Source organism: Lactobacillus taiwanensis, from assembly GCF_017894345.1.
Taxonomy (GTDB): Bacteria; Bacillota; Bacilli; order Lactobacillales; family Lactobacillaceae; genus Lactobacillus; species Lactobacillus taiwanensis.
This window is the reverse complement of sequence record NZ_CP059276.1, coordinates 1621696-1636055: the sequence shown is the minus strand read 5'-3', so window position 1 is coordinate 1636055 and position 14360 is coordinate 1621696. Positions and strand designations below refer to the sequence as shown.

Annotated in this window: 11 protein-coding genes and 2 pseudogenes; 9 read left to right on the top strand and 4 right to left on the bottom strand. The window is 32.2% G+C overall.

The genetic code is table 11. The features are described from left to right. Positions 1–13 precede the first annotated feature (13 nt). Positions 14–277, bottom strand: a pseudogene (mscL, locus tag H1A07_RS08085) (large conductance mechanosensitive channel protein MscL); the annotation flags it as partial. A 264-nt stretch (positions 278–541) separates the two neighbouring features. Between mscL (H1A07_RS08085) and H1A07_RS08080 the strand changes: the two are divergent. The 3 genes from H1A07_RS08080 (at position 542) to H1A07_RS08070 (ending at position 3905) form a co-directional block, all read left to right on the top strand. Further along, positions 542–1591 (top strand): IS30-like element ISLjo1 family transposase, encoded by a 1050-nt coding sequence (locus H1A07_RS08080; protein WP_011161461.1) that lies wholly within the window; start codon positions 542–544, stop codon positions 1589–1591. A gap of 624 nt (positions 1592–2215) precedes the next feature. Beyond that, a complete protein-coding gene (locus H1A07_RS08075; protein ID WP_094496723.1) occupies positions 2216–3148 on the top strand; it encodes an ABC transporter ATP-binding protein in 933 nt (310 codons plus the stop codon). Further along, positions 3141–3905: an ABC transporter permease gene (locus H1A07_RS08070; RefSeq protein WP_094516760.1), complete on the top strand. Its 765-nt coding sequence runs from the start codon at positions 3141–3143 to the stop codon at positions 3903–3905. Before H1A07_RS08075 ends, H1A07_RS08070 begins: the two co-directional genes overlap by 8 nt. 332 nt (positions 3906–4237) lie before the next feature. On the opposite strand, the pseudogene H1A07_RS08065 reads toward H1A07_RS08070, so the two are convergent. The 3 genes and pseudogenes from H1A07_RS08065 to H1A07_RS08055 all read right to left on the bottom strand — a co-directional run bounded on the left by H1A07_RS08065 (position 4238) and on the right by H1A07_RS08055 (position 9299). Continuing rightward, positions 4238–4936: pseudogene (locus H1A07_RS08065) on the bottom strand (IS982 family transposase). Between the two features lie 64 nt (positions 4937–5000). Further along, positions 5001–5378: a large-conductance mechanosensitive channel protein MscL gene (mscL, locus tag H1A07_RS08060; RefSeq protein WP_210144883.1), complete on the bottom strand. Its 378-nt coding sequence runs from the start codon at positions 5376–5378 to the stop codon at positions 5001–5003. A 198-nt stretch (positions 5379–5576) separates the two neighbouring features. Continuing rightward, positions 5577–9299, bottom strand: coding sequence for a mucin-binding protein (locus tag H1A07_RS08055; RefSeq protein ID WP_210144882.1), 3723 nt, complete (start codon positions 9297–9299; stop codon positions 5577–5579). Between the two features lie 424 nt (positions 9300–9723). Here H1A07_RS08055 and pnuC point away from each other — a divergent pair, with 424 nt between their 5' ends. The 6 genes from pnuC (at position 9724) to H1A07_RS08025 (ending at position 14358) form a co-directional block, all read left to right on the top strand. Continuing rightward, entirely contained in the window at positions 9724–10494 is a 771-nt protein-coding gene (gene pnuC / locus H1A07_RS08050; protein WP_057718208.1) for a nicotinamide riboside transporter PnuC, read from the top strand. A gap of 75 nt (positions 10495–10569) precedes the next feature. Next, positions 10570–11106, top strand: a complete 537-nt coding sequence (locus H1A07_RS08045) for a PAS domain-containing protein (RefSeq protein ID WP_210144881.1) — start codon at positions 10570–10572, stop codon at positions 11104–11106. A gap of 62 nt (positions 11107–11168) precedes the next feature. Next, positions 11169–12443 carry a peptidase T gene (pepT, locus tag H1A07_RS08040; RefSeq protein ID WP_210144880.1) on the top strand — a complete coding sequence of 425 codons (1275 nt, stop codon included), beginning with the start codon at positions 11169–11171 and terminating at the stop codon, positions 12441–12443. A 5-nt stretch (positions 12444–12448) separates the two neighbouring features. Beyond that, entirely contained in the window at positions 12449–12898 is a 450-nt protein-coding gene (locus H1A07_RS08035) for a DUF3290 domain-containing protein (protein ID WP_057718211.1), read from the top strand. A gap of 7 nt (positions 12899–12905) precedes the next feature. Continuing rightward, positions 12906–13541 carry a DUF421 domain-containing protein gene (locus H1A07_RS08030; RefSeq protein ID WP_094496718.1) on the top strand — a complete coding sequence of 212 codons (636 nt, stop codon included), beginning with the start codon at positions 12906–12908 and terminating at the stop codon, positions 13539–13541. A gap of 16 nt (positions 13542–13557) precedes the next feature. Next, the gene (locus tag H1A07_RS08025) at positions 13558–14358 is read left to right on the top strand and encodes an SIR2 family NAD-dependent protein deacylase (RefSeq protein WP_210144879.1); all 801 of its coding nucleotides are present in this window, start codon (positions 13558–13560) and stop codon (positions 14356–14358) included. Positions 14359–14360 lie beyond the last annotated feature (2 nt).

The window sequence follows — 14360 nt, the reverse complement described above, 5'->3', positions numbered from 1 at the left end:
GGGATGCAGTAATCTATTTATTTTTTTCTTGCAATAAGTCACGAATTTGGCGAAGGTATATTTCTTCGTTAGTTGGTGTAGGATCGTCTTCTTCGACTTCTTTTTTAGGAGTGATTTTGTTAACAAGTTTAACTAATAAGAAAATAACTAATGCAATAATTAAAAAGTTGATTATTGCATTGATAAAACTACCATATTTGAATGTGACTTCACCAACTGTGAATTTTAAGTTGGAAAGATCAATTCTCCCAATAAATAAGCCGATTAAAGGATTAATTCTTTTTTCTTCGTTTAAGCTCATCTACTGCAAGTCCTAATAGACTTCTCAATTTTCAGGATAATGTAATATTAAGACTGCGTAGTCTTTAGATAATAGAATAATCAAAAAGCTGACTTGAGCATTTTTACTTAGTCGGCTTTTTAAATTATTTTTTACGCTGATTGTAAAATTAAATTGAACACTTGATAAAAAATAAAAAGTCCATTCGGACCTGTTTGATAGAATGTTAATAACCACAAAAACTTTCTATTGGAGGTCAAAATGGACTCTTTACATTCTACCATGAACCAGCACGTTAAAGGCAAGCATTTATCATTTGAAGAGCGAGTTATTATTCAATTGCGTTTGAAAGATGGCTATTCTTTGCGTGCAATTGCCCGTGAACTTAACTGTTCTCCTTCTACTATCAGCTATGAGGTTAAGCGTGGCACTGTAAAACTGTATCATGGTAAAGTCAAAAAATATAAGGCTACTCAAGGGCATGATGCATATAAAGCTCATCGTAAAAATTGTGGGCGCAAATCAGACTTTCTCAGGAAAGCTCAATTCATGCGCTATGTCCACAAGCATTTTTTTAAAGATGGCTGGTCGCTTGATGTGTGCAGTAATCGTGCTACTGCTGTTGGCGAATTCGCTAGCAGCGATGTTGTCTGCACCAAAACTCTTTATAATTACGTTGATCAAGGCTTATTAGGAATTTATAATTACGACTTGCCAGAGAAGCTTAAACGCAATACTAAGCTTCATCGTATTCGCAAAAATAAGAAAAAACTTGGCAGAAGCATTGAAGAACGTCCTAAAGAGATCAATAAACGTAATGAATTCGGTCATTGGGAATGCGATTTAGTTCTCGGACATAAGAGCAAAGATGATGAGGTACTGCTAACCTTATCTGAGCGTATGAGTCGTGAGTTTTTAATTCTTCGTATTCCTGACAAGACTTCTGTCAGTGTCATGCAGGCCTTTAAAGAACTCCAAAGGCAATACAGCGAACATTGGAATGATATTTTTAAAACCATTACCACTGATAATGGCTCAGAGTTTGCAGATCTTTCCAACCTAGAAAAAGTATCCAATACACTGGTTTACTATGCCCATCCTTACACTTCTTGTGATAAGGGAACAGTTGAAAGACACAATGGTCTTATTCGCAGATTCATTCCTAAGGGAGAAGCAATAGCTAACTATTCTTTACAAGACATCATTAATATTGAAACCTGGTGCAATTCTTTGCCAAGAAAGATACTGGCCTATCATACACCAGATGAAATCTTTGAAAGAGAATTAGATCTAATCTATCAAGCAGCTTAACTAAAAGTGTTCAATTTATTATTGCAATTTGCGAAATTATTTTTTATGCTAAAAAAAGTATAAAAATAGCTTTTACAAAGCTGATGTAAAAAAGTTATAACTAGTTCTTAATATTAATAATATGTTAGATATAAGATTAAAATTTTTGCTTTTATCAGAAATGATTAATTTATTTTTATAAAAATGATTGAAAAATGAAAAAATAGATGTATTATTTAATCAAGTCCTTAAATAAAAATCTTAAGGATTAAAAAATAGAAGATATTTTAATATAAGGATGTCTCATTATGAAGATCAAAGATAAAAGTCATAAATTTTATGAAGAAAAGAATTTAAATAGAGAGTTACCAGCTGCAGGGTGTTGCTGTACTAATGACAGACCTGAAGAAACAGACGATTGCTAAATTCAGATTTTATTTTAATAATTATTATTAGCGTAGTATTTATGTTTAATCATATATATGTTATTTATAGGTCGCCGAATAGCATTACAGCTTTTCTGATTCTGCTTGTATTGAATTTGGGTTTAATATTTATTGCATTATACATTGATGTTTGGTTATGTCCATTGATACACCTTATGTATGACCTAGAAGTTATAAGGAGACAAAAAGGAGGTAAATTATGACTTTGTTGTCTGTAAATAATATTTCAAAAACATATCGAAAAACAAAAAAAAGAGCAGTTTCTGATGTTTCTTTTAAAGTAAACGCTGGTGATATTGTTGCTTTTCTTGGACCAAATGGCGCGGGAAAAACGACAACTTTAAAAATCATTCTTAATCTGGTAAGCCCTGATAAGGGAAGTATATTTTTCGATGGGAAAGATATTACTAATAATAATTTATTTCTTTTAAAAAATACGGGGGTTTTACTAGAAGGATCTAAGAATATGTTTTGGGCTTTATCTCCTATGGAAAATTTCATTTATTGGGGTGGTCAACGTGGGCTTAGCAAAAAAGAAGCAAAAAAAAGAGGAGAAGAGCTATTAAAAACATTTGGGTTACTAGATAAAAAATATACATCAATCACTATGTTGAGTCGCGGTATGCAACAAATTATTGGGATCTGCTGTGCCATGATTGCAAAACCCAGACTTTTAATTTTAGATGAGCCAACTTTAGGATTAGACCTTAATGCGACTCAAATAATGACTAATAGTTTAAGATTATTGTCTAAAAGTGGAGTAGGCATTTTAATTACGACCCATCAACTAGACTTCGCACAGGAAGTAGCTAATAAAATTTTATTAATTAATCACGGTAAGCTTGTCTTTTCAGATAGCGTAAAAGATAGTTTGGAAAGATTAAATAAACGAATTATTTTTGAAGTTGCATTTTCTAGAACTCTTACTGCTAAAGAAGTAGAAAAGTTATTAATTTATTGTGAAGAATTGAAGAAAACGGATAAAATATATCGCTTAAGTGGTAGAGAAAAAACAAAATTAACTGAAATACTTAAAATGCTGAGTGAATTACCTGTGATTAAAATAGAAACAGTAACTAGAGGCCTGGACGAAATATTTAAATATTATATTGGGAGGAATAATGATGACTAGTTTTAAAGCAGAGCTTTGGCGACAGTTTTATTTATATAAAAGATATACCTTTAACTATATTTCAGACTTCTTCTTGTTAATTTTAATGTTTATGGCTATTTTTTGGGGAGGAAGTCTTGTTGGTGGAGGTGTACTTGGTAAGTCATTAAATGCACTAGTAGTTGGATACGTTTTATGGAGTTTGATTCAAAATACTATTAGTCAAATGGGAACTACTGTAATGAATAATGCCAAAAGTGGTATTTTAGAGCAACAATATTTAATGCCAATTTCTTCCAAAAGGTTATTTTTAAATAAAAGTATTGTCAATATAATTGTTTCGCTTGCACAAGCAATTTTGATTTTGATCGTAGTTATGTTTTTTACTAATCATTGGATAAAATTCCCACCAGTGATGATTATTCCATTTCTATTAGCGCTGGTTGTAACTGTAGGACTAGGGTATCTAATAGTTAGTTTAGTATTACGTTTTAAAAGAATAGGGAGTACATTAATAATTTTTCAGTATATTTATTTGGGTGTTTTATTAATTAACTTTGAAAACTATAATGACATTACTAAGTATCTTTCGTGTCTTTTACCAATTTGCCCAATGGTGAGCTGGATGAGGCTAGCTATTAATAATAAACCATATAATATTGCTTTTTATTTTGGTGGTTCATTGTTTAATGCTATCCTATGGGTGTTAATTGGGCTTTTTATTTTTAGGCTAACAGATAAATATGTAAAGAAAAATGGAACTTTGTCTTTATATTAGTAAGTTGTGCACCAAGTTAGAAATTCTAAAATTCAACGAACTCAAAAAGCATTACCTAAATCGCAACAAAAGGTAATGCTTTTTTTATCGCTCGACGCCTACTAATAATTTACTAAAAACACGTAGATATAAAAAGAGCATAGGTACATTACATATGTACTTATACTCTTTAGCAGTAAAACACCTTGAACTAACAAATTTTAAAATATACATAGGAATTCAAATTTATATGATCTACTTGGACATTAAAAATTGTTGTTCAAAATAAACAAATTATTTTCTTTGAAGTGGACATTCCTTTAATACCTTTTAATATATATTCACACGTGGTACTAGTTAAATCTCTCTAGACAATAAGCTAAATTATAGGCAAGTATGGCAATTTCTAGGCGAACTTAAAATCCTGTTAGACTACGAGTTCGATTATTTTCAGCATTATAATATGTTAAAAGTGAAAAATCACTTTCAACTGTTCTACGAATAGCCATTAATAGATGATTATTGTGCTTCTTGGCCTCTGCCATATTCTTATGATAAGGCGTCCAAAGTATATAGCCCATTTCTTTTAGCTGATTATGTAATCTTTTACCTAAGTAGCCTTCATCTGCAAGGAGATAACGATTGGCTGGATGGGCGTCCTCATTAACTCAACCGTTTCTTTAGCATCATGCACGGAAGCTTTAGTAACTACATAATCAAGAATGTAATCATCGCCACTGACAATTGCGTGTACTTTGAAGCTATAATAGTAAATCTTCTTAGTAGCTTTATACCTAATATCCGCATAGCTACGAAATATTTTGGCTCAATAATTACGAATCGACTGACATACAGGTACTGGAAAGCTGTCAAGAATCAAAAATTGTCCGCTTAAATCAACGTTTTGATTCATCTTGTGATTCAATCTCTGTTTTGGCTTGCCAAATGAGCAAAGCTAGGAGAAAACTGTCAGAAATCCTAGTATGCTTAAAATTTCGTCGATGTGCAAATTTACCAGGAACGTATAAGTTATACCAACGACGACAAACTATGACTAAATCTTTAAAACTAACTTGTAAATGATAGCTAAAACGCTTTAACTACCACTATGCGTAGTTACTTATTTTTTTCTTGCAATAAGTCACGAATTTGGCGAAGGTATATTTCTTCGTTAGTTGGAGCTGGATCGTCTTCTTCCACTTCTTTTTTAGGGGTTAGTCGATTAACTAATTTAATTAAGAAAAAGACAACTAGGGCAATAATTAGAAAGTTGATCACAGCATTTAAGAAGCTACCGTATTTAAATGTGGCTTCACCAACTGTGAATTTTAAGTTTGAAAGATCAATTCTCCCAATAAATAATCCAATCAAAGGATTAATCAAATCTTTGACTAAGGAATTTACAATTGCTGTAAAAGCTGCTCCTATAATAACTCCAACAGCTAAATCCATCATATTACCACGTGAAATAAACTCTTTGAATTCTTTAATCATATGATATCCTTTCAAAAATAGCTATTAATTAAAAAGTATAGCGAAAGAAATTCAGTTTTTGCTAGTAAAATGCTTTCAAAGAGTAATGTATGAATCTGCCTACCTGATAAAAAATATCCTACTAAATTTCAGGATTGATAAATCTTGATTTAGTAGGATATTTTGTTTCTGAACTTTCTCAGAACAATTTCTTAAAGCTTAATTTTTCTTTTTCCGTTTGAGATCATTACCGATTAAGCCTAGCAATAGGGATACGGCACTGAAAGACAATCCTAAGAGACTCGCTCTATTCTTTTTAGTTCCGGTCTGAGGTAAGATGGTTTGCTTATCTTCTTTTATTGAGACAACTACATTATTCTGATGAGGTATTTTACCTTTTGAAGCAGATTGAATGGGTTTAGTAGGTTGAACAGATTTGGTAAGCTCAACTGTTTTAGTAGGTTGAACAGGCTTAGTAGGCTCGACCGGTTTAGTAGGTTGAACAGGCTTAGTAGGTTGAACGGGCTTAGTAGGCTCAACGGGCTTAGTAAGTTTGGCAGTATAAATTACTTTAAATAATAAGTCAGAACTACCATGAGAAACAACTTGTTGATCAATTTGTTTGTGATCAGCAGTATAACCAGCAATAATCGGAGATTCAACTAATTTGAAAACATTAGAATCGGGTGTCCATTTTTTCAGACTTTTAACATTAGTTACTAAGTCAAGTTTACCAGTTTGTGAGAAGCTGGTTGAAGAAGTGTAGTTTGGAGCAGCTTCTTGGCCATTGTCATACATATAGATAATAGTTTCAGTAACAACCTGAGAATTACGTAAATCTTTAAATCTATGAGTAAGATGAACTTCGTAATTTTGATCATTAGGCTCTTCGTCATTGTCAAAGATCAGATTTTGTTGGTTCGTTGAATCAGAGACTAGAGCATAATGTTGAGACAAATATTTATCAATTGTGTCTTTAGTAGAATAATTAGCGCTAGTATTTGGTTCACCGGATAATTTCTTAATTTCTAAGACTTTACCTGTAGTGTCATCTATATAAGTTACAGTGATATTTTCACTGAGTGCATAAGGAACTTTGACTGAATAAGTACTATTGTTTTCAAGACTAGCAATTAAGCTTTGATCATTAGTTGCATCAAAATTCAAAGGAGAGATTTGGTTATTACTAATTTCAAATTTCTTAGAAGTAGGAGCTACTTGTGTAATACTTTGTGGATTAATTTTGTAGACATTCGAAATTACAGCAGGGAGTGAGAGTACTTTACTATTATTTTCCACAGTCCAGTTATCCCAAGTAGTTTGGTTAGTAACTAAGTCTTTTTGTCCTGTTCTAGTGAAGTTAATATCACCTAGATTCAAAGTATCAAAAGTTTGCCCTCGTTTAGGACCATTTTCTGCATAAAGAATAGCTTGTTCTGAAATGGTTTTATCCTCAGTAATCGGTTTGAATTCATGAGTGAAATGAAGAACAAAAGCTTGATCTTTAGTTTCATCGTCATCAAAATCACCATAAGAAATCTTGGAATAGTCGGTATTATTGATTGAACCAATACCACTAACACCAGCAAATTTGTAATACTTACTGTTTAAAAAGTTAACAATCTTATCAGCACCTATAAATGAAATGGTTTGTTTAGAAGATCCATCACTTGGATTGGTATAATTATCACTTAATAAAGTAGGTTGATTATTTTGACTTAAATAATTGTCTAAATATTCTTTATCAGTATCGTCGTAGAAACGAAGAGTAGCTTTTTCTGGAGCATAATAATTTACGGTGTAATCTAAAGGAACATTATCTTGAGTAGTAATTGTTCCCTTAGAAGTAATATTTAAGTTAATTGCTGGAATACTTGTAGGTGCAACTAAGGTATAGGCTGAATCATCAGCTTTTGGAGAAATTACTTCATCAAACGAAGAATTAGCTTTCCAGGGATCCCAAGCGATTTCATTAGTCACTAGATCTCTACTTCCCTGACGAGTGTAGGTAACAGTTTGACTATAGGGAGCAGCTGCTTGTTGACCGTTTTTGGTTCCGTTAGCGTAAACATAATTAATCTTTTCAGTTACTGAAGATGTCTGTATTTCTGGTTTAGCACTGATACCATGATAAAGGTAAACATAATATTTTAATGAATCATTTGAAACATCTATATTGTCATTATCGTAGTTAATAAAGTTTTGTTTAGTTGGATCAAAGTTGAGTAAAGGTTTAACACTATGTTGACCTTTAGTCGCACTTTCATCTACTCTATAACCCTGACTTTCAAGGGTCTTAATTATATTTGGAGTCGGATTAGTTATTGAACTATTAGGAGGAGTAATAATCTCTCGACTAGTGTGGGCAATTTCCTGATCAGTATTTTCATCAATAAAGTAAATATTAACCATTAAGTCTACTTTTGGATCAAACTTGAAATTAGTATAAGTTTGAACAAAAGAATTAGTAGTTCCAGAACCATTTAAATTCCATTCGTTTTTTATTGGGGTAGTGATAGATGGACCATCGTTAGGATTATTAATCCAGTATGGAATATAGTTAGTATCAAGTTGTGTATCTAGCTGAATGAAATATGGGCCTTTCTCAGAATAATCTTGGCCGTTAACAGTAAAGGGGCCCGTTTGATCAATAATAATTTGGTGATTATTATCATAAATTGAATTTTTTAAGAAATTTTCAAAATTAGTATCTTCTAAACTTGGTTGATGACTAATAATCTCATTATAGTAATCGTTAATATTTGTTCTTTGACCATCTGCATTGATTATTTTTATATCATTGGGAATTTTAAACACCTTAATAGTTGATGGAAGAATTTTTTGATGGTTGCTAAATTTAATATGGACTAAAACGTTGTATAAAGGATCTAATGGAGAATTACCATTAGCAACTGAACCATAGTTCCAGTCAATTCCATACTGCATTAAGCGAGCATCTCTTTGTTGGTCAGCTGGAATGTCGGCTGCTGCGCTAGGCTCAGGACCGGTATAATTTGCACCATTTTCAGTATATATGCCGTTAGTACCAGGATTACCATCTTGACCTGGTGTCCAAATAACTTTAGGCCCCATGATAAATCCGTGTAAAATTTCACCCTTTACAACTTTATCTTCATAAGGATTAATTTTAATTGGAAGAGTTTGTGTATAAGATTGGCTATTAGGTAAAGTTACAGTAATTGGTAAATTGAAATCCGGATATGCTCCATTTTGTTCATGGTATGCTTGGGCAGCTGAATTGACTGCCACAAATGGAAAAGTTGCATCAAAACCAGACAAAACACCATTGTCACTTCCCGTATAGGTAAAGGTGAAGTCTTTAGTACCGGAATTATTATTAACGCCAACATCAAAATTGCCAATTTTAGTTGCATTAACATCAAATTTTAGCAAGTTATCAGAATCTGCTACTGAAATGTTGACTTGCTGATTATGATTGATAATGATTGGATGACTTGAATTGTTAGCAACATGAACGTTAAAGCTACCTTGAGTTACGTCAGCAATGAGAGAAGTATTGGTTGAGCTTCCTGTAATCTGTACTGGAGCCGTAGTTTCTTGTTGTAATGTTGGTTTATCATTTTTTAAATTATTGGTCGTATTTTGCTTAGAATTATTTTCATATGAAGGATTAGTCTCATTGTTTTGAGAGACTGTAGTATTGTTTGCAGTATTTGCCGTTTCTGATTTTTGAATAGTTAAGGTTCGAGAATTATCAGGATTGACAGAGTTTTGATTAATAGTTGTATTTTGTTGAGAATCGTTATTAGCTTGATCCGCGGCTTGTACAGTTTGTCCACTTTCTAAAAAGAAGATGGTACCTAAAGCAACAGTAACTAATCCAACTGAAATTTTTCTAAAACTAAACTTTTCCTTCCCATTAAGTTTAGTAATAAAAAATAAATCATTTTTATGTTCCATTTTTATTCTTTCCTCGATTGTGAATGTTTTTTAATAAAATAACATTTAGCTTTCTAAAAGAACATTATACTCCATATTTAAATAATGGATTATTAGATAAGGAAAATAGTCTGTTACTAGTAAGGAAAAAGACAAGCTAAAGGTAAAAAAACGACCTAAAAAATTAAACATAAAAATAAAAAATACGTGGCTTATTGAATCATAAAGACAAAAAATTATATAAAAATTTAGGTGAAGATGATTATCAAGATAAAGAAAGCGCTATCCGGATTTTAAATGACACCTACCCGCATATTTAACGAAAATTGTAAACTCTTGTTTTCAATTTGTTAACTACTATACTAGATACAGATGCTTTTTTGAAAAAATGCGGATAAGGCACAATATATTGTGTGACCTAATATAAAGAAAGAGGAGTTAATAAATGGACAATTCCACATCATTACAGGAAGATCGTAAAGAAAGAAAGGATAACTACTTCGTTTGGCTTTTTAAGCAATTACACGGTTGGCCAGTTCAAAATTATATGCTTTGGTTCTTTGCTTTTGGCTTCCAATTAGCTATTTTGATTCAAAATAAGATTACTACTTTAACAGTAATTACTTTTATTGGTACATTGCTTGGGACCTTATGTGTTTTAGCTATTAATGCAACGAAAGCAATTAATGGGTGGTTAGGATTAATCTCAGCAGCTTGTTTCATTTATGCAGGACTAGCTGCTAAGAATTATCTTTCAATTTTTGAACAAATTGCCTATATTTTAACTTTAGACTTACCAGTTATTATTTCAGTTAGATCTTGGAATGATGATACTAAAAACCACTTACGTAAGTTTGGTACTAAAGAATGGATTGTTGCTATTGTTGGTACATTAGTTGTTTACGCTGTATCTGGCTACTTAATCGGTAAATTTACTAATGATCCACGTCCTTGGATCGATGCTATCAGTTTTGCAATTTCATTAACTGCTGGTATTATGTGTTTCTTACGATACAACAACCAATATTTCTGGTGGACTGCCAGCGGAATTTTTCAACTAATTCTTTGGGGCATTACTTATGCACAGGGAGATGCAACTTTAGCAATGGCTGTTAACTCCTTAATTTATGTTGTTAATGATGTTTTAGCCTTTACTGTTTCACCATGGTTCAATATGGGAAGAAAGCGTGAAGGATTAAAGTCTATTAAAAATTAATAATAATCAAAAATAAGTTAAAATTAGCATGTCGACTTCGACATGCTTTTTTGTTTATGAGGTGTGAAAGATAAGATGAATGAAAATTGGATAAAAAATGGTCAAGAGGCTGTAAATGATGATGACTATGTCAAATTAAATGCAGGCTTAATGAAAGTGTCTGATTTAAATGATTATTTAGCATCTTTTCCTAGCAGTCTGCTTAGCTTTAATAAGCTCGGAGAATTTGTATACTATAAGCAACTGCCGGAAATGAATTATAATCCGCCGGAGCTTGGAGAAAATATTACTGCATTAGCTAAAACTGAAGATGAAAAGAAACAATTAACAGAGATTTTCCACAAGTTGAGCACAGGTGAAGCAAAAGAATTGCACTTTGCGGATCAAACTAATACACAAAAGCGTTTTATGGTGGATAGTTACCGAGCTATTTATAATAAGGAGCATCGCTTTATCGGAATTAATGAAAGTATTCAGGACATTTATCCACTGGTGGAATATTATCTAAAAGAAACAGGACAGAAATTGATAAATGATCCCGATAATCCAAATGGTGAAGTGTATCGTAATAATCAGCAAATTGACGCAGAAAGTGGAGCTTCTGAATTGTAGGAAATTGACAGGATGTTATTTTTCCTTAAAATATAATTAAAAATAGCTAGGGAGTGGTTTTAATGACTAAGATTGATCAATCATATATTCAAGATAAATTCGTTGAGTATTGTAAAGTAAATACTCGCTCTGATGAGCAAAGCACGGCTGTGCCTACAACGCCTGGACAGGTTGACCTGCTTAAAATTATTGAGAAAGAATTAGAAAAATTAGGCTTAACAGATATTTCTTTTTCAGAAGAAGATTCATATTTAGTAGGAAAGTTATCTAGCACAACTAATAAGGAAGTTACACCAATTGGTTTTGTGGCACATGTGGATACTGCAGATTTTAATTCAGAAAATATTCGGCCTCAAGTTCATAAAAATTATGATGGAAAAGACATTTCTTTAAAGGAAGGGCGCATTTTATCAACAAGTGAATTTCCTAGTTTAAATAAGCATATAGGAGAAACTTTAATTACTGCTGATGGAAGCACATTGCTTGGAGCTGATGATAAGGCGGGAATTGCTGGTTTGCTTGGAATGCTTAAATTTTTGAAAGAAAATTCAAGTATTGAACATGGGGACGTTTGGGTGGCTTTTGGTCCAGATGAAGAAATTGGTAAAGGTGCAGCTCGTTTTAATGTAAAACGATTTCCAGTTGAATTTGCTTATACGTTAGATAACGGAGACCCAGGTGATATTGCTTTTGAAACTTTTAATGCTGCAGCAGCTACTGTTGATTTCCATGGGACTGTAGTTCATCCAGGTGAAGCATATGGCTTAATGGTTAATGCAGCTTTAATGGCCAGTGAATTTATCCAGGGATTACCAGCCAGTGAAGTGCCTGAGAATAGCAGGGACTTTGATGGTTATTTTATGATTTTATCTAATATCGGTAATGTTGATCATGCTGAAATTCAGCTGATAATTCGTGATTTTGATACGAATAGTTTTGAGCAAAAGAAAAAGTTAGTCACAGGCTTGGTGGGTAAGTTAAATCAAAAATATGGCTTAAATCGAGTTAGTTTAAAAATGCATGACCAATATCGTAGTCCTGGTGATTTAATTAAGCAGCATCCGTATGTTGTAAATTTAGTTTTACATGCTTATAAAACTTTAGGACTGAAGCCTAAAGTTATTCCATTTCGTGGTGGAACAGATGGTGATTTTATTTCAGAAAAAGGAATTCCTACACCTAATTTATTTAATGGTGGAGCAAATTTCCATGGACCATATGAATATGTAACGACTGAAAGTATGACACTTTTAGCTAAAACTTTAGTCGAAATTGCTAAGCAACATGTGCTATTAAACAATCATCGTGATGAAAGTCCTTTAAAGAGAAAGTATTAGTTGAGATGAATTTTTATACCATAAATTATATTCAAAGTCATCAAAATACAGACCGGACAGCTTTATATATTTTAATGATTGTAGCTGCTAGCGCGATGATTATTTTTGCTATTTTATATTTACGCAATCGATTCAATACTCGATATCGAGATTTAGGAATAATTGCACTTTTATTTTTATTATTATTTACAGGTACTCAATATGAAAAATATCTGCAAAATAATGAGCAAAAATCAAAAGCAGCTCAAATTGTTCCTTTTATTAAGTCAGTTGCCGATGATGCAAATGTAAAAGAAAGTGATGTAATGGTTAGTTCAACAACACTTCAGAATGGCATGATTGTTCGAATCGATTCAAAAAATGAAGATTATCAATTGAATTTGAATGAAGACAATAACAGTTATACTTTAAATCGTGCTCACGTAATTGATCATCATGCATATGTACAGAAGTAGGTCAGAAATGGATTATACACAATTATTTATTAAATTTGCTTTAGGGATATTAACCTTGATTATTCAGATTAATGTTTTTGGTAAAAGTAATTTGGCTCCAACTACTGCTCTTGATCAATTACAGAATTATGTGCTTGGTGGAATTATTGGTGGCTTAATTTATAATCAAAATATCACTATTATGCAATTTTTATTAGTATTAATTGTTTGGACTTTGGTAGTTTTTATTTTAAAGTTTGGGCGAGAACATAGTAATTGGATTCGTAATTTAATTGATGGAAAACCAGTTCAAGTAATAAAAAATGGACATGTTTTAGTAGGCAATTGTATGAAAGCAGGTATTTCTGCGAATGAATTAATGTTTAAACTTCGAAGTCGAGGAATTTATTCTGTTGAAAAAGTTAAAAATTGTATTTTTGAACAGAATGGTCAATTAACAGTGATTGAAAACGATGAGGCAAATATTCGCTTTCCAATTATTAGTGATGGACAGATCAATGAAGATGTTTTGGACTTAATCCATAAATCCAATGCTTGGCTTGAACAAGAAGTATCAAAAGCTGGTTATAATAGTACTGATGATATCTTTTTAGGAGAATATGTTAATGGGCAACTGCGCCTAATAGGATATTCCGAAAAATAAAGAGGAAGACAAGATCATGAAGAATTTTGAAGAAATAAAAAAATGGCTAGCTGAAGCAGATGCTGTAATTGTTACAGCAGGTAATGGTTTTGCACAAATGGAAGGTCTTGATATGTTTGATGATGTGGCCTTTCCGATTGAATATAAGAAAATCAGCGAAAAATACTATGTAAAAACAATTGCGGATGCATTAGATAAAAACTTTGATTCTTGGGATGAAAAATGGCAATTTTGGAGTCAGTTAATCAATGAATATTCAGTTGAATATGAACCGAGCAAATCAATGAAAGAATTAAAGATATTATTGACTGATAAAAATTATTTTATTGCTACTAGTACCTTTGGACATTTTTTTGAAAAGGCTGGCTTTGACCGAGAAAAGATTTTTGATGTTTTTGGCGATTGGACCAGAATGCAGTGTTCTAGTGGTTTAAATCATGGCACTTATTCTGATCTTTCAGTAGTAAAGAGATATATTAATGGTCAGGGTGAAATTCCACGATGTGAAGATTGTGATTCACCAATGGAAATTCATATGCCGCTTAATGCTCACTTTTTCCCGGATGAAGATGCTAATACTAGATTTCGTTGGTTTTTAACAAGAAACCAAACTAAGAAAGTTGTAGTTTTGGAGTTGGGCGTCGATCCAACTAGTCCTCAACTTCTTGATCCAATGGTAAAATTAGTAGAACAATTTAAAGATTGGCACTATATAGCGGCAGATTTAAGTCAAGATGACTTACCTGACTCTATTCAAAAAAGAAGTGCTGGATTAGGGATGGCACTTCCTGAAGTGATTGAAAAAATTTCTAATTAATG